General features: G+C 34.7%; 23 protein-coding genes. 4 read left to right on the forward strand and 19 right to left on the reverse strand.

Features of this window, described 5'->3' with window-relative positions; translation table 11 throughout:
* Window position 1 precedes the first annotated feature (1 nt).
* From ACW9W3_RS01475 to ACW9W3_RS01520, 10 genes are read right to left on the reverse strand one after another with little or no spacing between them, the layout of a single operon-like run.
* A complete protein-coding gene (locus ACW9W3_RS01475) occupies window positions 2-2,080 on the reverse strand; it encodes an NADH-quinone oxidoreductase subunit 5 family protein (protein WP_457764398.1) in 2,079 nt (692 codons plus the stop codon).
* Window positions 2,081-2,083: 3 nt separating this feature from the next.
* On the reverse strand, window positions 2,084-3,637 hold the full coding sequence (locus ACW9W3_RS01480) for a complex I subunit 4 family protein (protein ID WP_457764399.1): 1,554 nt from the start codon (window positions 3,635-3,637) through the stop codon (window positions 2,084-2,086).
* A complete protein-coding gene (nuoK, locus tag ACW9W3_RS01485; protein ID WP_109876478.1) occupies window positions 3,637-3,942 on the reverse strand; it encodes an NADH-quinone oxidoreductase subunit NuoK in 306 nt (101 codons plus the stop codon). Before nuoK ends, ACW9W3_RS01480 begins: the two co-directional genes overlap by 1 nt.
* Window positions 3,923-4,435: an NADH-quinone oxidoreductase subunit J family protein gene (locus ACW9W3_RS01490; protein WP_457764400.1), complete on the reverse strand. Its 513-nt coding sequence runs from the start codon at window positions 4,433-4,435 to the stop codon at window positions 3,923-3,925. The genes nuoK and ACW9W3_RS01490 overlap by 20 nt, the downstream gene beginning before the upstream one ends.
* Window positions 4,428-4,925, reverse strand: coding sequence for an NADH-quinone oxidoreductase subunit I (locus ACW9W3_RS01495; RefSeq protein WP_048117914.1), 498 nt, complete (start codon window positions 4,923-4,925; stop codon window positions 4,428-4,430). The genes ACW9W3_RS01490 and ACW9W3_RS01495 overlap by 8 nt, the downstream gene beginning before the upstream one ends.
* Window positions 4,925-6,223, reverse strand: a complete 1,299-nt coding sequence (nuoH, locus tag ACW9W3_RS01500; RefSeq protein WP_457764401.1) for an NADH-quinone oxidoreductase subunit NuoH — start codon at window positions 6,221-6,223, stop codon at window positions 4,925-4,927. Before nuoH ends, ACW9W3_RS01495 begins: the two co-directional genes overlap by 1 nt.
* Window positions 6,224-7,360, reverse strand: a complete 1,137-nt coding sequence (locus tag ACW9W3_RS01505; RefSeq protein WP_457764402.1) for an NADH-quinone oxidoreductase subunit D — start codon at window positions 7,358-7,360, stop codon at window positions 6,224-6,226.
* Window position 7,361: 1 nt separating this feature from the next.
* The gene (locus ACW9W3_RS01510) at window positions 7,362-7,955 is read right to left on the reverse strand and encodes an NADH-quinone oxidoreductase subunit C (RefSeq protein WP_457764403.1); all 594 of its coding nucleotides are present in this window, start codon (window positions 7,953-7,955) and stop codon (window positions 7,362-7,364) included.
* Entirely contained in the window at window positions 7,955-8,479 is a 525-nt protein-coding gene (locus ACW9W3_RS01515) for an NADH-quinone oxidoreductase subunit B (protein ID WP_179363006.1), read from the reverse strand. Before ACW9W3_RS01515 ends, ACW9W3_RS01510 begins: the two co-directional genes overlap by 1 nt.
* 40 nt (window positions 8,480-8,519) lie before the next feature.
* Window positions 8,520-8,852, reverse strand: coding sequence for an NADH-quinone oxidoreductase subunit A (locus ACW9W3_RS01520; RefSeq protein ID WP_048119539.1), 333 nt, complete (start codon window positions 8,850-8,852; stop codon window positions 8,520-8,522).
* Window positions 8,853-9,006: 154 nt separating this feature from the next.
* Here ACW9W3_RS01520 and ACW9W3_RS01525 point away from each other — a divergent pair, with 154 nt between their 5' ends.
* Window positions 9,007-9,471 (forward strand): redoxin domain-containing protein, encoded by a 465-nt coding sequence (locus ACW9W3_RS01525; protein ID WP_457764404.1) that lies wholly within the window; start codon window positions 9,007-9,009, stop codon window positions 9,469-9,471.
* A gap of 12 nt (window positions 9,472-9,483) precedes the next feature.
* On the opposite strand, the gene ACW9W3_RS01530 is transcribed toward ACW9W3_RS01525, so the two are convergent.
* The 6 genes from ACW9W3_RS01530 to ACW9W3_RS01555 all read right to left on the reverse strand — a co-directional run bounded on the left by ACW9W3_RS01530 (window position 9,484) and on the right by ACW9W3_RS01555 (window position 15,740).
* Window positions 9,484-9,996, reverse strand: coding sequence for an acetyl-CoA carboxylase biotin carboxyl carrier protein subunit (locus tag ACW9W3_RS01530; RefSeq protein ID WP_457764405.1), 513 nt, complete (start codon window positions 9,994-9,996; stop codon window positions 9,484-9,486).
* A 6-nt stretch (window positions 9,997-10,002) separates the two neighbouring features.
* Complete coding sequence (locus ACW9W3_RS01535) at window positions 10,003-11,490, reverse strand: acetyl-CoA carboxylase biotin carboxylase subunit (RefSeq protein WP_457764406.1); 1,488 nt, start codon at window positions 11,488-11,490, stop codon at window positions 10,003-10,005.
* Between the two features lie 6 nt (window positions 11,491-11,496).
* Window positions 11,497-13,044 carry an acyl-CoA carboxylase subunit beta gene (locus ACW9W3_RS01540; RefSeq protein WP_457764407.1) on the reverse strand — a complete coding sequence of 516 codons (1,548 nt, stop codon included), beginning with the start codon at window positions 13,042-13,044 and terminating at the stop codon, window positions 11,497-11,499.
* A 106-nt stretch (window positions 13,045-13,150) separates the two neighbouring features.
* A complete protein-coding gene (locus ACW9W3_RS01545; protein ID WP_457764408.1) occupies window positions 13,151-13,441 on the reverse strand; it encodes a hypothetical protein in 291 nt (96 codons plus the stop codon).
* Window positions 13,442-13,458: 17 nt separating this feature from the next.
* Window positions 13,459-14,616, reverse strand: a complete 1,158-nt coding sequence (locus tag ACW9W3_RS01550) for an AAA family ATPase (RefSeq protein WP_457764409.1) — start codon at window positions 14,614-14,616, stop codon at window positions 13,459-13,461.
* Window positions 14,617-14,624: 8 nt separating this feature from the next.
* Complete coding sequence (locus ACW9W3_RS01555) at window positions 14,625-15,740, reverse strand: hypothetical protein (protein WP_457764410.1); 1,116 nt, start codon at window positions 15,738-15,740, stop codon at window positions 14,625-14,627.
* 83 nt (window positions 15,741-15,823) lie between these two features.
* Between ACW9W3_RS01555 and ACW9W3_RS01560 the strand changes: the two genes are divergently transcribed.
* The 3 genes from ACW9W3_RS01560 to ACW9W3_RS01570 all read left to right on the forward strand — a co-directional run bounded on the left by ACW9W3_RS01560 (window position 15,824) and on the right by ACW9W3_RS01570 (window position 17,878).
* Window positions 15,824-16,624, forward strand: a complete 801-nt coding sequence (locus tag ACW9W3_RS01560; protein WP_457764411.1) for an inositol monophosphatase family protein — start codon at window positions 15,824-15,826, stop codon at window positions 16,622-16,624.
* 131 nt (window positions 16,625-16,755) lie between these two features.
* Complete coding sequence (locus ACW9W3_RS01565; RefSeq protein ID WP_457764412.1) at window positions 16,756-17,598, forward strand: FAD-binding oxidoreductase; 843 nt, start codon at window positions 16,756-16,758, stop codon at window positions 17,596-17,598.
* 112 nt (window positions 17,599-17,710) lie between these two features.
* A complete protein-coding gene (locus ACW9W3_RS01570; protein WP_457764413.1) occupies window positions 17,711-17,878 on the forward strand; it encodes a DUF1059 domain-containing protein in 168 nt (55 codons plus the stop codon).
* Between the two features lie 4 nt (window positions 17,879-17,882).
* Here the strand turns inward: ACW9W3_RS01570 and ACW9W3_RS01575 are convergent, their stop codons facing one another.
* From ACW9W3_RS01575 to ACW9W3_RS01585, 3 genes are all read right to left on the reverse strand, one after another.
* Window positions 17,883-18,959, reverse strand: coding sequence for a glutamyl-tRNA reductase (locus tag ACW9W3_RS01575; RefSeq protein WP_457764414.1), 1,077 nt, complete (start codon window positions 18,957-18,959; stop codon window positions 17,883-17,885).
* 12 nt (window positions 18,960-18,971) lie between these two features.
* The gene (locus ACW9W3_RS01580) at window positions 18,972-19,745 is read right to left on the reverse strand and encodes a hypothetical protein (protein WP_457764415.1); all 774 of its coding nucleotides are present in this window, start codon (window positions 19,743-19,745) and stop codon (window positions 18,972-18,974) included.
* Window positions 19,746-20,158: 413 nt separating this feature from the next.
* On the reverse strand, window positions 20,159-22,126 hold the full coding sequence (locus ACW9W3_RS01585) for a virginiamycin B lyase family protein (protein ID WP_457764416.1): 1,968 nt from the start codon (window positions 22,124-22,126) through the stop codon (window positions 20,159-20,161).
* Between the last annotated feature and the right edge of the window lie 31 nt (window positions 22,127-22,157).

Here is a 22,157-nt window from a genome sequence, read left to right on the forward strand (position 1 = left end):
CCTATATCAACAATATCAAGACTACGAATAGTAATCCTGCTCCAAATACGAATAGATATGATTGTGAGACACCAGTTTGAGTTCCCTGTACAACTTTTGCACTCCAGCCAACTGCTTTCTGAACACCATCATTCATACCATAATCGATAGTCGTCTTTTCAAAGTATCTGAATACACCTCTTGCCAACCACAATGGTGCTACAACAAAACACCAATAGATAATTGCATTTAGATACCATCTGTTTAAGAGAACTTTGTGAATTGCGTAAAAGAAGATGTTGGAATTTACAAATCTTACAGGATCAACCCATCTTCCAATATAGAAGATGTAACCAAGACCAATTCCTGTAGCAAATGCTACTAATGATGAACCTAAGGCTACAGGATTAAGTCCTTGCAAGAACTCTGGAAGTATTGAAGCTTCAGTTGCTATATGTTCAGAATGAATACCAAATGAATGTTCAAGATAATCAGTAAATACATGATGGAGGCCTTCTTCTGCAGATAATCCAATTAGACCAATTCCAATTGTAAGTACTGCAAGAATTCCATATGGAACCCACATGGATAATGGGGCTTCATGAATGTGATGTCCTTCCTCTTCCATCTTTTCAATGTGTTTGCTCTTCTTTCCAAAGAAGACCAATCCAATCATTCGAGTAGTATAGAATGCTGTGATTACTGCAGTTAATACTGCAATTGCATAAAGTGGAATTGCCCATTCATTTCCTGATTCATAGACTGCTGCAAATATTGCATCCTTACTCCAGAAACCCGTTGTGATAAATGGTGCACCCATTAAACCAAGTCCAGCTGCCCACATGAATGCATATGTTTTCTTCATCTGTTTTCTTAAGCCACCCATATCACTCATGAATCTTGAACCAACAATATGTAACAAAGAACCCGCTGCCATGAATAGTGAAGCTTTGAACATTGCATGAGAAATAAGATGGAAGAATCCTGCAGTGTAACCATCAACATATTGATGAGATAGTCCTGCAACACCTAGTGCCATCATCATATATCCAATTTGAGAACCAGTTGAATAAGCAAGAACTTTCTTAATTTCATTATTTACCATACCTTGTGTTGCAAGTAGTAACGCAGTAATTGCACCAACCCAAGCTACTATCTCAAAGAATTGGTCGGCCATAATACCAGCAGCACCTAATGCAAATACAAGTGGACCAATTCTTGCTACCAAGAATACACCTGCTTTGACCATTGTTGCTGCATGAATTAACGCAGAAACCGCAGTAGGACCAGTCATTGCTTCTAGTAGCCATTCATTTAGTGGGAACTGAGCTGATTTACCAACTGCTCCTCCAAATAGCAAAACAAATGCCGGAACTAAAAGTCCCTGAGCAGCCATGTTAGTTGCCCATTGGGTATCACCCATTAGTTCTTTAAATCCAAATGTACCTGCAAACAAGAATATCAAAAGCATACCTGCAATCATCATCACATCACCAACTTTGGTCATGATGAATGCCTTCATACCTGCATGTGTTGGTGCATAGTAATCTAACATGCCAAGAACAGTTCTACCTTCAACACCAACATGATCCTTCTTCTTGTCGCGATACCAAAAGCTGATCAATGCATATGACGCAAGTCCTACACCTTCCCATCCAAAGAATACTTGGAGTAAGTTATCAGATAAAACAATCAATTGCATTGAACCAATAAAGAACATCATCCAGAACCAGAATCTTGTAATATCTTTATCGCCTTTCATGTATCCTGTACTGTAAATCATAATGAGGAATGAAATCCAACCAACCACGTTTGCCATAATTATTGAAAGAGGATCTGCTAAGACACCTGCTTTGAGACCAATTGATTCAATCCACATAATTTGATGATGCATTTCGTGTGCTTCTAATGCAACAGGAATCATTGTTGCTGCAGATAAAGCACTCATCAAAGCAAATGCCACTGCAACATATCCAGTTGCGTGTTTTGATAATTTTCCAACACCAGGAATAATCATTGCTGCAGCAAATGGTAGAATCCAAACTAACCAAGCACTAAGAGTTCCAACTTCAAATGGTAATCCAAAAGCTTCAGTAGCCATAGTCTAGACTCCTAACACTCCGTTCATGTATGGAATTATTGTTTTCAAGAAAATATCCGGATAAATACCAACTACAATTGAAAATCCTGCAAGCACCATCATTGGTGCAGTCATGTACCAACTTCCTTCCTTCACATGTTCAAGATGTTCAGGAGTTTTTCCAAAGAATACACGTTTTAGCATCCATAGCATGTATGACATTGTAAGTGCAGTTGCTACAAGACCTAGACCAAACGTTATTGCTCTAAGTGTTGAGCCTTCTTCAATTGCAGTTTCTAATGCACCGAAAAAGAGAATCCATTCTCCCATGAAACCACTTGTTGGCGGAACACCCATAATTGTTAATGCACCAATTACTGCACATACTGCTGTTATTGGCATCTTTCCTGCTAATCCTCCAAGTTTAGAAATACTTCTAGTTCCGACTTTGACAATGATAATTCCGGCCATCATGAAGAGAATGCCTTTACCAATAGCGTGTGTCACATACATCATCTCAGCACCTGCAAGACCAAGTACAGAAATCGAACCAATACCAAATAGGATGTATCCCATCTGACTAATACTAGAATATGCAAGCATACGTTTCAAATCATCTTGCATCAGTGCCATTGCACCACCATAAATCATTGTAACAAGACCCCAAACATGGAACCATATTGCAAGATCTGCAAATGTTGAAGGTAAAAATTCAACAATTAATCTGAAAATACCATAAGCACCAATTCCGATCATGGCAGGAGACAATAATGCACTGATTGGTGTTGGTGCAGAACCGTGAACATAAGGTAGCCAAATATGGAACATAAAAACTGCCAGCTTTACTCCCAGTCCAATTGCAATTGCAACTGCTGAGATCATCACAAGATCTTGAGGAATATCAGATTCACGAATATCTACAAAATCAAAACTTCCCAATGAAAGACCAATCATCAAAAAGCCCAATAGTAAAACAACTGCGCCAGCATGGGTCCAGAATAGGAACATTAAGCCAATTTTTCTTCTAGGACCATCACCCCAAAGTGCAACTAAAAAGAAACCAGGGATTAACATAACCTCAAAGAAAATATAAAATTCGATGAGATTTGTTGAAAGAACAGTTCCAAGCATTCCCATTGCAAAAACAAGATACAATGCAAAGTAAATACCAGATTTAGCATTAACATAATTTGAAAGTGATGATGATTCAACTACTGAAGTTTGAGCACCTGAAGATGAATTCATTTTATGTTCTTCTTCAAATTGTTCGTGGAATTTGTGAATCATGTATGGTTTTGAATAAAGTGCCAAGATTGTAGATAACACATAGATCATAATTGCAAATGGAGATGCCAAACCATCTAGTAAGAAACCAAATTCTCCAAACTGCTCAGTCCAAGGATAATGTTCCTCTACAGTTCCAGATAATGCAGCATTAATTACTAAGATTGTTGTGTAAAGCAAAATTGCAAAGGTAAACCACATTGCAGGTGTTGGACCCATTTTTCTTCCAATAATGTAAGCAATTGGTGATAAGAGTAACGGCAAGAATACTGCCTGTAATAATGCATATTCCATTATCCCTTCAAACTCCTAAAGTCTGCAATATCGACATTTTGATACATCCTATAAGCTACAATAATTAAAGATAATCCAACTGCTACTTCTGCTGCCGCAATTGCAATTGAGAATAATGCCAAAGTCTGACCTCCACTATGAGGTAAAAATCTACCAAATGCTACAAGATTGAGATTTGCAGCATTAATAATAATTTCAACTGCAAATAACATTCGAATAAAATTTCGCTTTACTGCAAGACCGTAAATTCCTATGCCCAATAAAGCAACAGATACAAGTGTAAAATCAACTAGCTCGCTGGTCATTCTCCACATCCTCTCGTTTGGCTAAAACTAATGCACCAGTTACAGAACCGGCTAAAATCAATCCCATCAAAATCAATGCAGGCCAATAATATGTTACAAAGTCTGTACCGATATCTCTGAAATTAACTGGAGGTTCATCAGTAGTTATTGTTTTAATTCCTGAATCAAGGAATACAGCCCCTAACGCTACCATAACTACCAACATTAATCCAATACCTGCAAATTTTCTTCTCTTATCTTCAATTTTTTTGAAAATTAATTCTCTTTTTACTAACATGACGGTAAACAAAATTAAAACAGCAATAGAACCAACATACACAGCTAATTGGAATAATGCAACAAAGGGAGAATCAAGTAAGAAGAAGAATCCAGCAATCCCACCTAACGTTCCCATCAAAGCAATTGAGCCATAAATCAATGATCTTAATTCAAGTGCTGCAATTGAAGAACCAATTGTTATTACAGTTAATGCAAGAAACGCTGCATCAGCCATGTGATGCACCTCTATCAGTAATTTGGATTTCACTATCTTGTGCAACATATGGTTTTACAGCAAGTTGGGCAGGAGTATAGATCAATCCTTCTTTTGAAAATGAAGAAAGTTCGTAATCATTAGTCATGTATAGAGCATAAAATGGACATGCATCAACACAGAGTCCACAAAAAACACATTTTCCATAATCAATTTGTGGCATGATAGATTTTTTATTTTGTTTTTGTTCTTCTGGAACTTTGACCATTGCAATTGCTTCTGCAACTCCTTCACATGCAATAGAGCATAATTGACAACCAGTGCAATGATCATGGAATAACATATGACGTCCCTTTAATCCAGCAATTCCAACACCAGTGGAAGGATCAAATTGGTAACCATCGCCTACAAATTTTAGTTTCTCTTCAGGATAACGAAGTGTAAATCGCTTTGTTGCAATATGTTTAATTCCAGAGTTTAATGCGCGAATAATACCTGTAGCAGTTCCCATTATTGTAAACCTCCTGGCCCTAACACTCCAGCGTAAAGCAAACCTAGAGCAATAAAGATGTTAACGAATGCAAGTCCAATAAGTTTGGTCCAACCAAGATCCAACAACATATCAATTCTAATTCTTGGGAATACACCTCTTGGCAATAGTATGAAGAAGATAACCCCAACTGTTTTTAGAACAAACCAAAGTGTTCCATTAAGCATTTCTTGTGTAAATACAGGTAACCCTGCAATATTGGCAGTGATAGGTCCAAGTTCAATTCCATCAGTAATAATTTCTGCAGGGAATGGTGGTATAACCATTGGACCATTCCATCCACCAAGGAATAACACTGTAAACAATGCTGCAAATGCATAAAGTTTCAGATAGGTTCCTAATTGTACAAGTCCATACATCATTCCAGATAATTCAGTTAGCCATCCAGCTACAATCTCACTTTCTGCCTCAGGTAGATCAAATGGAATTCTTTCTAATTCTGCCAACATTGTAATGAAAAAGACAATAGCACCAACCGGTAAAAATACAATCCAAGGAAAACTAGATTGACTTGCTGCAATTTCAGATAAGTTCAGGGTTCCAGTTAGAATAACAACTCCTAACAAAGATAGAATTAGTGGAATTTCAAATGAAACCATTTGGAATAAAGCTCTAATACCTCCAATGAATGGGAATTTACTATTTGCAGACCATGCAGAAAGAATTGTAATGATTGGGAAAAATCCTATGACTGCAAATACTCCTAACAATCCTAAGTCCACATCTGCCACTACCCAACCAGGAGCAACAGGAATTAATGCTACAAATGATGCTGCTGCTGCAACAAACATTACTGGTGCAGCCCAGAAAATCGGCTTGTCAGCTTTTGCTGGAATAATAATCTCTTTTGAAATTAATTTTAGTCCATCACCCATTAATTGTAATATACCTTCAAATTTTCCACAGTAAAATGGACCAACTCTTAATTGTAATTTTGCAAGCATTTTTCTTTCAACAAATATCGTACCTGCTGCAAGTAGTGCAGCAAAACCAAACCCAGGAAATGCCATTACTCTGAACATATCAGTGGTCATAAAGGCCTTGATGATTGGAAGAGTACGAGATGGATCTGCTATCCAGGTTAATGCCAGAAATGGTGTAAGTAATTCACCATTAATCACAGGCATTTCTATTGCAAATAAAACCATGAAAACTAATGGAATTCCAATTAGATTTAAAATCAAAATTATCCAAATGACATTATCAAGTAGTGATTTGATAAATTCACTAAGTTTGAATTTTGGTGCAATTACGGACATTTATCGGTCTGCCTCCACTGGCCAATAGTTAAGACTCCAATAAACAGAAGGCATGTTACCAAGTTTTTCGCCTTTAAGAAGATAGGGTAATGCAATTAAGTTTCTAAAAGAACCAACACTCAACTTGAGTCTATAGGGTTCAGTTTTCCCATCAGATACAATGTAACATCCTAAAGAACCTCTTCCAGATTCAACTCGTTTGTAAACTGAATCAAGTCCTTTTCCTTTTGGATTTGGTTTAAGTTTAGTTCTAACTGAACCAGACTTGGGCATTTTTTGTAATGCTTGTCTAATAATATTACAGCTTTCAAGCATATCAAGCCAAGGAACTTTAGATCTTGCATAAGAATCACCTTCTTTCATTACGTTAGTGTGAACATCTAATTCATCATAGACATCATATGGTTCCTTTATTCTTAGATCAAAATCTACACCACTTGCACGAAGTACAGAACCAGTTGTACCAAGTCTAATTGCATCTTCACGTGAAAGAACTCCTGTATCACGAGTTCTAGAAATTAGAATTGGGTTATCATAAAATACTGCAGCATATTCTTTGATTCTTTTTTCAAAGTAATTTACTTGACGTAAACAAACATCCTCAAAGTTTGGAGGTAAATCATTTCTTACTCCACCTGGAACAAAATGGGCATGTGTTACCCTTGCACCAGTCATTTTTTCCATTAGATCAATTAAGAGTTCACGATCACCAGCTGGCCACATAAACATCGTAGAATGTCCTAAGAAAATCCCATAAATTGCAAGCCAATACATTGTGTAAATACATCGGTTTAGTTCAGATGCGATAACTCTAACATATTTTGCACGTTCGGGAACTTCAATACCAACAATTTCTTCAACACCCAAAACATATGGATAAAGAACATTGCATGAGTCATGAATTACTGGTCTTTCTAAGTGAGGAATGTTCAAGATATAGTTTCTGTATTCTGCCATTTTTTCTTCTCCACGGTGAACATATCCAGGATCAGGATCACATGCAACAATGTAATCACCATCAATTTGAACAATTATTCTCATGTGACCAGAACCAGGATGTTGTGGTCCTACATTGAGAGTCATTATTCTCTCATCAACTTTTTGGAGTGCTAATCCTGGGGGTAATTCAGTAGTCATTCTATCTTCCCTTTATTGCAAAGTCCTTTCTAAGCGGTGGTAAATCTGCCCAATCTTCTGGTAAAAGTAATCGTCTATTATCAGGATGTCCTTCAAAGTAAACTCCAAACATTTCAAAAACTTCTCTTTCATGAAATTCAACACTGTAAAATATATCTCTAAGAGTTGGAAGTTTAGTAGCATCATTACCAGGAATTGGATTTTCTTCTCTTTGTGCCCTTGTAGATAAAACAAGAATTTGACTTGCTAGTGATGAATCAGTATAAGATCCTATATGATAAACAACTTCAATTTCTTTATCTTGAGGATAATCAACACCTGAAACAGATTCTACATGATCAAAATTTAATCCATCACGAATGAATTCAGCAACTTCATGAACATTTTCTTTTCCAACTTTAATTCCAACTCTATCTTGTTTCACAAATGTTGATTCTACTTTATCACCAAATTTTTCAATAATTTTATCAGAAATTCCTTTTTCAAAGGCAGGTAAATCTACAGATTTTTCTTCAGGTTTTTTTGCAGGAGGTGGAGGTGTTTTTTTCTCTTCAGGTTTAACATCTGCAGAAGGTTTTTCAGAATCAGTACTCATTATACAAACTTCCTAGCCTTCATTCTCTTGATTTTCTCTTGCAATAACATACATCCTTGGATGAGAGTTTCAGGTCTAGGTGGGCAACCTGGAACATAGACATCAACTGGAATAACTCCATCAATTCCTGGAAGTACATTGTATGAATCAAAATACAACCCTCCAGTAATTGCACAAGCTCCCATAGCAATTACATATTTTGGTTCTGGCATTTGATCATAAACTAATCTTAGACGTGGTGCCATTTTTCGTGTAATGGTTCCTTGAACAACAACGAGATCACATTGTCTAAGTGAACCAAACGCTTCAATGATACCGAATCTTTCAACATCATATCTAGGACTTGATGCTGCGCCAAATTCAACACTGCAACAAGCTGTTTCAATATGGACAGGCCAGAGTGACCAAATTCTACCCCAATTGATGGCATAGCCCAATGGTTTATCAATTGCTTTTTCTAAAATGTCTCCTAGCTTTCCGATAAAGACATTTGCGTTTTCTGGTGTTACTAAATCTTTAAGCAATCTTATCCCCTATCCTCGTAAATGCAATTTATATAAAAAACTACCATATTCTCCTTCTCCCTGATTGATATAATGCAAATGCCATTGCACCAAACATAATTGCTAAAAATCCCATCATAGGAAGTGTAGCACTCTTAGGAAGTTCCAAAAGAGCACTGCCCCATGCATACAAGAATATAGCCATTACATCAAAAACAACAAACATCAAAATGTAAGGATAATACTGCATCATGAAATGAGTTCTTCCTTCACCAGTTGGAACTTGACCACATTCCATTGGTAGAAACTTAACAGGATTACTTCTTTTTCTTGGAGAAATCATTCTTGAAATTATTAGTGCTGGAGCCATTGCTACCACAGCAAAGCCAAACATCAATACAACGGTACTATAATTGCCCGCTAATTCCCCGACCAATTTATCTTCTGACTCTGATTTTTGTATAAAAAGGTATTCTTCCTTTTTTCGATCAAGTTTTCAAAAAAATTATTTTCTAAAGTACTTTATAGACCATTGACTTACTGCGATCATGACTTTGAACATTGGAGATACAGCTCCTAACTTTGAACTTCCAGATACAGAATTGAAATTGCGGACTTTGGATGATTTTAAGGGTAAAAAAATTGTTTTATCATTCATAGTTGCTGCCAGTTCACCAGTTTGTGAAGCCGAATTGTGTACTTTACGAGATTCTTGGCAAGAAATTGCAGATCAAGGTGCTCAAGTAATTGCAATCAGCAATGATGGTCCATTTGCTAATAAAGCATTTGCAGAAAAAAATAACTTCAAATTTCCTTTATTAGGAGATTATTCAAGTAAAACAATTCGTGACTATGACATATTGATGCCAGATTTACTTCACATTAAAGGATACAACGCAGCTAAACGTTCTGTTTTCATAATTATGGAAGATGGGAAAATTGGTTACAAATGGGTTTCAGAAGATCCATTGAAAGAACCAAACTATGAAGAAATTAAAAATTTCCTGAAATAGGAAAATTTTTTTTTATTCTATATCAGCTATAGGATCGCCTTTAGCGACAGATGCAGTTTCTTTAATTTTAATTGATTTTATAATTCCATCTTTGTGGGCTTTTACAGAAACTTGCATCTTCATCGATTCAAGTGTACATACTACATCACCTTTCTTTACTGAATCACCTTCTGCAACTGCAATAGATACAACCTTACCGGGAATTTGACTTTTCAGTGACAGCTGTGCATTACCAGAACCAGCACCACCTGAGTGTTTGTAAACAACTTCATCAAAGTGAGAATTACGATTAATAACAATTGGAACATTATCAATTACAATATTCATTTCATTAGTTGATTGTTCAAGATATTTTGCCTTGTGATATGTTTGATCAAAAATAAATTCAATGCCACGAGAATTCATACTTATAATTTTCAAGTTATGTTCATTGTCGTTTATTTTTATTATGTAATCATTATTTCCAAGATTCTGAATAATCTTTCCATCAAATGATTTTTCAATGTCAGGTATTTTATAATCCATTTTTCATCAATCCAATTTATATTTCCAATTTGAACTTGAGTTAGAATCATTTTGTATACGGCTCTTAAAATACTCAGAATAAATTATAGCAGCTGCAATTGCTTCTTCACTCTTTTCAATTTTCTCTTTCTTTAGATCTTCAGCTAATTTATCAATTATTCCGTATCGTTTTAAGAAATCAGTTGATAAGTCACCTTTTTTGTATTCTTCAGTATTAAGAATTGTTTTGTAAAGTGGAATTGATGTCTCCACTCCTTGTATGTAAAAGTCATTAAGTGCAGTAAGCATTCTAGTTCTAGATTCTTCAAAAGTTTGACCCCATGTACATAATTTAGCCATTAAAGAATCATAAAATGGTGAAACAGTACATCCAGGATACAAGTAAGTATCACATCTAACACTAGGTCCAGATGGAATTGTTACATCAGGAACAGGTCCTGTTGAAGGAGCAAAGTCTAAGAATGTATCTTCTGCATTAATTCTACATTCAATTGCATAACCGTTCATTTTAAGATCTTTTTGTTTGAATGGTAATGGCTCACCATTTGCAATATCAATTTGAAGTTTAACGAAGTCTAATCCTGAGACCATCTCAGAGATTGGATGCTCTACTTGCAGTCTAGCATTAATTTCAATAAAATAAAACTCACCGTTATCTGCTCTTAAAAATTCAGCAGTACCCAAGTTGGTGTAATCGACTGCTTCAGATGCCTTTACAACTAATTCACCCACTCGATCTCGTGTTTCCTGATCAACTACAGGAGAAGGGGTTTGCTCAATAAGTTTTTGATTTCTTCTCTGAATAGAACACTCTCTTTCAAAAATATGAACTGCATTTCCGTGTTTGTCTCTACACATTTGGTATTCAATGTGTCTTGTTTTTTCAAGGAATTTTTCAACAATAATTGCAGACTTGCCTACTGCAGAAATAGATTCACCCGTAACTGTTTCAAAGCCTTCACGTAATTCTTTATCATTTGTAACAATTCTAATTCCACGACCTCCACCACCATAAACTGATTTTAACATTACAGGGTAATCAATTTCATTTGCAATGTTTAATGCTTCTTCAACATCTTTTACTAGTCCGGGACTTCCAGGAACTGTTGGAACTTTAGCTTTAAGCATTGCAGCCTTGCATTGCATTTTATCTCCACATAGATCCATGGATTTGCCTGTTGGTCCGATAAAGTTTATGTTATTTTTTTCACATGTAGTTGCAAAATCAGAATTCTCTGAAAGAAATCCATATCCTGGATGTATTGCATCTGCACCAGAAGACAATATGGTTTCAAGAATTTTTTCTTGATTTAGATATGATTTTGCAGGAGCTGCTTCTCCAATATAGTATGCTTCAGATGCTTGTTTAACATGCATTGAATCATAATCTTCATCAGAATAAACAGCAACGGTTTTAATTCCAAGTCTTTTACATGTTCTAATTACACGTAAAGCAATTTCTCCTCTATTTGCAATCAGTACTTTTTCAATCATATTTAATCACAGGTTGATATTTCCATGTTTTCTTGGAAGTTGTTTTTCCCTCTTATTTGCAAGCATATGTAATGCTTTGATAAGCATAGGTCTTGTTTCAGCTGGATCAATTACATTATCTACAGTACCATGTGATGCTGCCACGTATGGATTTTCAAATTTTTCTGCAAATTCTTCGATTAATTGTTTTTTTAGTGCTTCAGGATCATCTGCGCTTGCAAGTTCTTTCCTATACATGATTTTCACTGCAGCCTCGCCTCCCAAAACGGCACATCTTGCAGTTGGCCATGCATAATTAATATCAGTTCTTAGATTTTTACTTCCCATTGCAATGTATGCACCACCATATGCTTTTCCAATAACTAAAGTAATTCTTGGTACAGTCGCTTCACAATATGCATATAACAATTTACTTCCATGTCTAATGATTCCATTATGTTCTTGATTTGAACCTGGCATATATCCTGGAGTATCAACTAGAGTAATAATTGGAATATTAAATGAATCACAAAATCGAATAAATCTTGCTGCTTTATTTGATGAATCAATATCAAGTGCACCTGCAAGATGTATTGGTTGATTAGCTATAATTCCAACAACTTGACCATCCATTCTTCCAAATCCCACTACAACATTTGGTGCAAATAGTTCATGCACTTCAAAAAATTCATGATTATCTACAATTGAATTAATTATTTCTTTCATGTCATAAGGTTGTAGAGGATTTTCTGGAATAATGTTAATTAAATTATGATCCATTCGATTTGGATCGTCATCAGTTTTTATTTTTGGTGGTGCCTCAGTATTATTTTGAGGAAGATAAGAAATTAATTTTTTGATATAATCCATACATTCGTATTCATTTTGTGCAACAAAATGTGCAACTCCACTTTTTGAACCATGTGTCATGGCTCCACCAAGTTCATCAAATGAGATTTCTTCACCTAAAACTGTTTTAACAACATCAGGTCCAGTGACAAACATTGTTCCAACTTTTTCCACCATGATAACAAAGTCAGTCATGGCAGGAGAATACACAGAACCGCCGGCAGAAGGACCTATACTTGCAGTAATTTGAGGGATAACTCCCGAGGCTAATTGATTATGATAAAATATGTCAGCAAAGCCATCAAGACTCATAATTCCTTCTTGAATTCGTGCACCACCAGAATCCATTATTCCAATAATTGGACAGCCGTTTTTTAGTGCATGATCCATTAGTTTAGTAATTTTTTTAGCTCCCATTTGACTAAGAGTTCCACCAAGAACAGTGAAATCATAAGCAAAGACGAAGATTTGTCTACCATTTACATTTCCATAACCACCAACCACACCATCTGTGAAAAATTTCTTTTTTTGCATATCATATTCATGATAATGATGTGTTGTTAATGGATCAATCTCGGTGAAAGTACCTTCATCAAGTAAAAGACCTATTCTTTCACGAGCAGTTAATTTACCTTTTTCATGTTGGGCCTTAATTCTGTCTTGTCCACCCCCTTGAAATGCAGTATTGTTATTTTTAGAATATCGCTCAATCTTTTCAGAATGCATAACAGTGATCTAAGTCTGATATGGTTTCATATATTAATTTAGTTTGAAAATTAAAATTCATGAATATTTTAAAAAAAATCACAGATCATTGTTTTTTTTTAGAATTTCAAGAGTTAAGAATTGCAAATTTCTTGTTTGTTGATTTTTGATATGACTTAAAAGCATCTTTTTCTTCACTGCATTTTTTACAAATACATAATTGAGAAACATTGGGAATGTCACAAGTTTCCTGAAATTCGCATTGAAGGCAACCAGCTGGCCCCCCACAAACACTGCATTGTAATTCATTGATTTGAGCACATTTTTCGTGTTTTACACCTAATCCTTTTGCCCATAAACCAATCTCATTAATTTCGATTTTTTCATTACAAACTATACAAGTACCAGGAAATTTCATGGGGATTTTTCTCCAACTCATTGAATTATCTCAATCTCCTTTTCAATAATATCCCCAAAAGTTTCTTCTAGATCTAATTGAATAGTTTTATTTTTAATACAAAGTAAGACAAAAGGCAAACATAAAGTTACAAAAGCACTTGAAGACATATGTAATTTTCTTGCCATGATAGACGACATTGATTTAATTTTTGCACCATCCCAACGGATTCTATTTAGTAATGGCCACGATAGATTGTATTGTGCATATCTTATTCTATCATCGTTTTGATATAATTTAATCAAAATATCATTCAGATAACGTAAAAGTCTCCAATTCTGAGTTTTCATAATCTTTCCAAAAAGCATATCAGCATTTGAAATGGTTTCTAGATATTTTGCAAGACTTGAATTATCTAAATTACTTGTAATAATACTTGAATAGAATGCATTAATTTTTTCTCGAGGATCAATCTGCATAGAATATAATACTATTCTAGATTCTTCAATTGAATTTGCTTTGAAGAAAGCATTAACACCATCTTCAACATTAATATTTTCAAAAGTTGTTTCTGTTTGTGGATTAAATCCAGTAACTAAAGATTGGGTTAAATTTATCATTGAACGGATGTCCCCTTTGGATTTATCAATGACTTTGATTAAAGAACCAGGACTTAGTTTTGCATTTTCTTTCTTTAAAATATTTTCAAGATAGACTCTAAGTAATCGTGGAGGAATTCTTTTGAAAGATATTGTTTTAACAACTTTTTTGATACTTTTCATTTTATCTGATGTGTCATTATTTGCTGCAAGAATTATTGGTACTGTAGGTTCTTTGAGAATATCAACAAGTGCCGAAGCACCACCATAATCACCTCGTCCATGAATTCCATCAACCTCATCAACAAAAATCATCGGAGTTCCTAAGACACTCACATTGCCTAAAACAGGCATAAGAATTTCATTGATTCTAGATTTACTCCTAACATCACTTGCATTAAGTCCAATCATATCATATCCAAATTGTTTGGCTACAAGATATGCAATAGTGGTTTTCCCAATACCTGGAGGGCCAACCAAAAGGAGTGGTTTTGTACCTTTTTTCCATTTGGCAAACCATTCCATTATAGCTGTTCTTTGCTCTTCATTTCCCACCATATCAGAAATAATCTGAGGCCGGTATTTTTCAGACCACATCAATTTTATCACTGGGGGAGTTTGGATTGAAATTCAGACCACTTGTTAGCCTTTTGTAATTTATTATACCAGTATTGATTGTAATGTTCTACAGTTAAAAATAAAAATTCTAAAAATTCTTTATGAGAGAATTCCTCAGGCAATAATTCCAAAGTTAGCCTAGCATCTTGTAAATACAAATTACTCTTTTCTAATGTAACATCAAATCCTTTTTTCACATCATTTGCCAACAAAGAATAGTATAGTGGCCAAGAGGGAATTTTGACAAAACCGTTTTTTATTGAATCTTCAATTTCATTACCACAACCAACACCTTCAGCAGCTCGTGCCATACCTAAATAGAAGATTTCTCCTAATGGCCGTTCTGCCAAAGCCATGTTTCTACCAGCTGTTCCCATTACAGCACGATATTTTTTGTAAGACAAAGTCATTTCTTCTTCAGTGATTGTTGTAGGTTTTGATTTTAATTTCTCATCTAAATATTGTCCAATTCTAGCATCCTTAAATCCATCTTCAAATTCTTTTAGAACTTGTTCTCCTCCTTTCGATATTTTATTTCTAGCTAATTTCAGAATATATGGATTCATAAGTTTGTAATCATCAAGGAATTCCAAGTCTTCATCTTTATCTACAATTCTATCCATCGGTTCACTCAAATCAATTGCTAGAATATGTCCTTCAACCATATCCTGTTTTAATTGTGGATCGTTTCTTCCGGAAAAATCTGCTGCAGCATCAAACAATCCATTGAAAACAGGAAATGTCATTTTTACAAAGTTGGAATTTAAAATTCTGTTTACTCTATCTTGTAGTACTTCAAGACTCTCTAATTTTGATTTTATAGGCTCGATTTCGGAGGCATTTAGGATAATTTCAGTTGAACCTACTTCATCTCCAAATGCTTGTTGGGTAGAATTAGGATTTGTATCAGATTTAATTTCATTTAGTAAACCTTGTGCAAATCTTTCTGCAAAGTTTGGAAATTCATTTTCTGTTTCTTCCTTGTATTTGTTAAATAATTTATAACCTTTAGATTTGAATAATGCTTGTTTCATTATTTGTTTTCCAGGTTTTGTACTCATCAATGCTTCTTTACTTACAACAGATTGATCTTTTCCACTCACAAACGTTAAGCTTCTTTATTGTTATTTATGCTTTCAATACAAAAATTTTCTTCACTTAAATTACGAAGTTGTAAATATTGAATGTGGAAATTATAGAAATTCTTCAAGAAGCATCAAATAGAATTTATGAAAATGTAAAGGATCTTGCAGGAACTGAACATGCTGCTGGAGACTTTGGTAGAGGGGCAGGAGGAGATATTTCAAGAAACATAGACATTGTTGCAGAAAAAACAGTATTAGATTTCCTTAAGGAAATTAATTTTGAGTGTATTGTTTTGGGTGAAGAATGTGGACGTGTTGAATTATCAAATAATCCTAAAGGATATGTGATTATGGATGCAATTGACGGTTCTGCAAATGCTGTAAGAGGAGTTCCTTTTTTCTGTAGTTCTTTAGCATTTGCAACAGAAAATAAACTTAGTTCAATCACAGATGGAGTAATCACAAATCTAGCAAACGGTGAAATGTATTGGGCCTCAAAAAATAAAGGTTCATTTTTTAACGGAGAACGAATAGTGGTAAACAAAAATGTTCCAATCTATAAAATAATAGGAATCAATATTTCAGGTGCATCAAAGGATTTAGTAAATCTATTTCTTCCAATTTTTGAAAAACATGAACATCTAAGGCATTTTGGAGCAAATGCTCTAGAAATGGCATTTTTTTCAAGAGGATTGATGGATATTTTTATTGATTTTAGAGATAAAATCAGAATTCAAGATATTGCAGCAGGATATTTGATTGTCAAAGAAGCTGGAGGATTATTATTAGATGCAAATTTGAATCCACTTGATTCAGATCTTAGTTATGAGACAAGAATTTCTTTCATTGCTGCTGCAAATAAGAAAATTCTTGATGAGATAATATCATTAATCGATCAATAATTGATTTTATCATTTTTTGAATCATATTGATTAATTTCGCAAGAATTTTGACAAATTAGAACAATTATGTTATTTTTGAATCAAATTATAACAGAAATATATTTATCCAAAGTCACAAAAAAACATCTAGCATGGTAACTGAAATGAAAGCGAAAGTAGTCTATAGAGAGTTACTAAAAGAAGATCTTGTAATTATTAGATTGGTGCCAGAAAATGGAATGCCTCAATACAAAACAGGGCAATTTTTAACAATAGGACTCCCAATTCCATCAGAAAAAAAAATTGTTAGAAGGGCATATTCTATTGCATCACATGCAGAAAATAGAGATTATTTTGAATTTGTAATTAGATGGGTTAGAAAACCACTTCCAGGTAGAGTAACTACTGAATTATTTTATCTAAGTGTTGGTGATGAAGTAGCACTCGGTGATCCTACAGGAGCAGCATTACAGATTAGTGACAAGTTGCCAAATGGTCAAAAAGATAATAGAAGAGTAATTTGTGTAGGAGGGGGCACAGGATTAGCACCATTTATTGCATTTGCGAAACATTTTCACGATACAAATGATAAAAGAGAAGTAGTGATATTACATGGTGCAAGCTATGTTGATGAATTAAGTTACAAGCGTCTTTTAACGGATTTAGAATTAGAAAGCGAAAGAAGAGGAAGGGACAAATGGAATTTTAGATATAGAGCAGCTATCAGTAGACCAAAAGAATATTTCAATAGATCATGGAATGGTCATGTGGGAAGAGTTGAATCATTTTTCAAACCAGATAAAAAAACAGGATTATCTCCAGTAGAAGAAATGGTGGGTGAAGAAATAACTCCAGATAATACAATAATCTACATCTGTGGTTATCAAGGAACAATAGATGGAGTAATTGAATTCTTAGGACAAAAAGGATTTGTAACTGAACATGAAAAAAAGCCAGATGGAAGTTTTGGCATTAAATACGAATCTTACGGATAAAATTTGATAGAAGAATTATCAATTACAATTTAGTCTTCAAGATCATCAAATTATTGTATATGAATTAGTTGCATACCTGTGGATTTTTATATTGATAATCTTTCAGCAAAGTATGGCACAACTAAAATGCAGAGACTATGGTTTTGAGTGTGATTTTGTGGCAGACGGAGAAATGGAACAAGTAATTGAAAATTTTCGAACTCATACAGATGAGGAACATGGAATAGATTATTCCAAAGAAGCAATAATGCAATTTCTCTTAAGAAAGCAAGGTTTGTAGAAAATTAAGCATCTAATCTTTTCATTCTAGCAGATAAAACAGGTAATTCTTTTTCAATAATTTTCTCAACTGCAGGAATTATACCTGTTCGAGTCCTTACACTTTCTTCATAAATTTCTGCTATTTGATCTCGGAATAATAATTTGATTCCAGGAAGAGCTGTAATTCCTTCATCAACAGTCCTAGGTTCTGATAAATCTAAAACAAGAGTACCTTTTTTCTTTTCTTCCATTACTAATCTGATTCTATCATATGTGATTAAGAAGTAATCACATGTAGTTGCAACAAAAATAATATCATATTTATCAAATCCTGTTAAAACATCATTGAAATCAACAGGAGTTCCACCTAGAATTGTTGTAAAACCTGTAGCACGTTCAAGTGTTCTACTAGTAACATCAAATGAGACACCTTTTCTATCCAACGCTTTTACAAGTGTTGCAGCAGATTCGCCAGTTCCGATGACCAAAACTTTTTTCTTAGAATCAAGACCAGCTTTTTCATCCACAAGTTTTACCGCAACATCTCCAAGTGATACTACATCTTTTGCAATTCCGGTTGTATCTCTCATTCTAGCAGATAATCGAATTACACTTTCAAATAATTTATTTAGAATTGGGCCAGTTGTTCCCGCATTTTTTGCATTTTCTAAGGATTTAACAACATCATCAAAAACATTTTGCCATCCAACAACTAGTGCATCTAATCCAGATGCCAATCTTAAAAGATTAAGATAAACATCATCACCTTTGTAAACTTCTAAAGTTTGATCAAAATGATCAATGTCAATTTGCTCTAATGATGATAAAGATACCCAGGTATCTTTAATTTGATTTAAAACAAGTGCTTTTCCCTCTGGTCTTCTCGCATCTGGAGAATCAGTAGTTTCAACATTACTAACTGTGAATATTTCTACTCTAGTTGCAGATTGAATAATTACACATTCTTCCACTCCAGAAATTTTTTTAAATTCTTGGCATGCTGCTGAAACATCTTTGAAAGAAAATTTTGCCAGTGTATGTATAGGAACATTTTTGAAAGTTACTCTCGCATTTATTACATCAAAAGATACTTGGCCCACATCATTCACCTATTATGCCTTTACTTTATCCCGTCCGCCTTTAGCTGTTCTAAAAACATTCATTCCAATATAGAAATTTTCATGCAAAGATTCTAAATAAATAATTTCATTTTCAGCATCCCGAATTTCTTTTTGAGACGATTCTGGATTATTTTTTAATTTTTCAAGTTTTAATTTTACTTCTTCTAAAAATGAATCTACACCACGTTCATAATTCGAAACTCCACCAAATTCTGGACTCAATACATGTTCAGGGATATATGCAGGAGTTTGATCTTGTGGAATCTCTGCTTTTCTGGTTAAAGATTCTTGTTCATCTTGAGAAAGAATTGGTCTAGGGAATCTATCTTTTTTATCTAAGAAAAACTCAGGTTCACCCATTTCTCTTCTGAAGATTTCTTCACCTTGTCGCTTGTATGTAAAATCATCTTTCTTAGCAGCGTCAGCTTTAACTTCTGCAGTAATTGCCTTGTATTCTTCTTCGGCTGCAGCTTCGGCTTCTGCCTTGGCAGCTTCGGCTTTAGCAAGAGCATCTTTTACAGCAGCTTCGGCTTCTTCTGCAGCTTTTGCTGCGGCCTCAGCCTTTGCAATTGCTTCTTCAGCTACTTTTGCTTCTTCAACTTCTTTTGCTGAAGCTTCGGCAGCTTTTGTTGATGCCTCAACTTTTTCAATTGTTTTTTCAGCTGCATTTGAGTCAACTTTAGGCTCTTCGATAGATGTTTTTTCAGAGGATGAATCTTCTGTAGACTTTACATCTACTTCAGATTCTTTTTTCTCTTCAGACATCAAATTTTACTAAAATTGCCTGAATTTTAATATTCTTGTAGGCAAATTGGTTATCATAAATTTTCCAGTGAAAAACACAAAAATTCAGATTGATCGCCAATTTGTTTTGAGATTATAGAAATAATGGCGCCCTCGGCGGGATTGGTTAAATCAAATTGACACCCCTACTGATTTAAGGCATGATTTTTGCCTAATAATGAAAATTTCCTAAATGAGTGATTATTGAATTAAAGTGTTGTACTTTCCGAGCTTATTTTTTCTGCAATCTAGATCAAAACATCATGCCCGAAGGGCTCCAGAATATTTTGCTTGTGGGATTAGGTTCAGTTTAGGCGTCATAATTTTTCTCTTTTAGGATATTATCTATACAAACAACTAGAAATTAAGTTTTTCATATATTCAAAATATCTACATTATGGTGAAGCTGTAATGCCAACAGATTCAGATAATTCAACAGTATAAGATTTTTCAATTAAGTTCTGCTCAAAAAATTTCAGAGTCTTGTTCCATGCATCCATTGCTGCATCTGGAGCATATCTGTCACCAGAAGGATTTGCAAAGGCATGATTCACACCAGGATATATTGTAATGTTATTTTCAACACCGATTTCATTCAAAGATGATTCAAACTCTTTGACAGTTTCAGGGGTAATTCCAGTGTCAAGACCCGCAAATATTCCAAGTATAGGCCAATTAATTTTTGATAGTTCTTCAGTGTCTGTTACCAATTGACCATAATAGATCACAGTTGCATCCATGTCAGGATTATGCAGTGCAAGGTTTAATGATTGTCCACCTCCAAAGCACCATCCAACAGAACCCATGCTAGATGGGGAATAGTTGTCTTCCAAATATTTCACTGCAGTATTCATGTTGTCAGTCCATTGAGATTGTTCAAATGAACTTCTTAATTGACGTGCTTCATCTGCTGTTTTACCAACCTTGCCATCATACAGATCCACTGCAAATACAACATATCCATGTGATGCAAGTTTTTCAGCCATCTGTTTTATGTTGTCATTTAACCCCCAGAACTCATGAATCATAACAACACCAGGATAGTTTCCATCCAAAACAGGTCTTGCCACATATCCTTGAGAATTTTTAAAATAATTCACATCCTCTGTTACGACATCAAAGTTTCCCATTGTAAATATCTCAGAGTTGTTGTTTTCACTTTTTTTATAATCGGGTAATACATGAATTGCCCATCCACGTTCTGTGAGTTTTTCAACAGATGAAGGTTTTATGCAAGAAGGATTACCGTTTGAGAATTTTAACATCAATTCCAATCCTTCAGTACATGTCACATTAGTTGGATCTACACCATTCTGAATCTGTTTTAGTGGGGGAGGAAAATATGCAATGCCATGAGGTGTTGGCATGCTAGCAAGAATTACACCAATCTTGTTGTTGTTGTAGTTTGGATACCAAATGTTTCCTTTACTATCAGTATGAATGAATTTGATATGGGTTTGAGGAGAAGGAAGTTCATATTCATATAATGTTTCAGTAAATTGATCAAACTTGCCAACCTTGTAAATTCCAGTCATGCTAAACCACACATTATCAAATGGATCAACCCATATTGCGTAAGGGTCAGAGGATTCAGAACTTGTATCAAATTCAGTCAGGGTTTCTGTGTTAGGATCAAACTTTGAGATTTTTCCAACATTATACTGAGTAAACCAAAGCATTCCATTACTATCAATTGCAATTCTTCTCGGACCACTTTGCTCAGTTAATGGTGAATATTCTGTAACTTGTCCAGTTTGCGCATCAACTTTTCCAATGTGATGGCCTTGCAGCTCTGCAAACCATGCATTACCTTGTTCATCTGTAATTATTCCATAAGGATTTGCAGAAGGGGTGATTGTTGCAAATTCTTCTATCGTTTCTGAAACAGTGTCAAGCTTTCCAATCTGTGATGCACGCTGTTCTGTAAACCACAAGGTAGTGGCATCAGCAAAGATAGGTGTGTGAGGGCCAGAGTTAGGAGTAGGAGTTGCAAACTCTTCAAAGGTTTCAGTAACTGGATCAAATTTTCCAATATTCCCTGCACCAACTTCAGTAAACCAAACATTTCCTTGATTATCTACTGTCAATCCATGAGGTCTTGATGAATCAGTTGGAATGACATACTCTGAAAACTGTTCTGTATTAGGATCAAACTTGCCTATCTTGTTTGTTGCAATCTCAGTAAACCATACCATTCCATCAGGTCCAACTACCACATCATGAGGAGCAGAGTCAGAAGTAGGGATTTCCCATTCTTTTATGGTTAGTTCTTCAGAGTAAGATTCTGATATGGATAATGAAAATGCAATAATCGTAGATAAAACAATAATTTTCCAATTCATAATAATTTGTTGTTGTTGCATGTTATAATGTTTAATTTTTTTTGTTTAATTT

The organism is Candidatus Nitrosopumilus sp. bin_68KS (assembly GCF_054095825.1).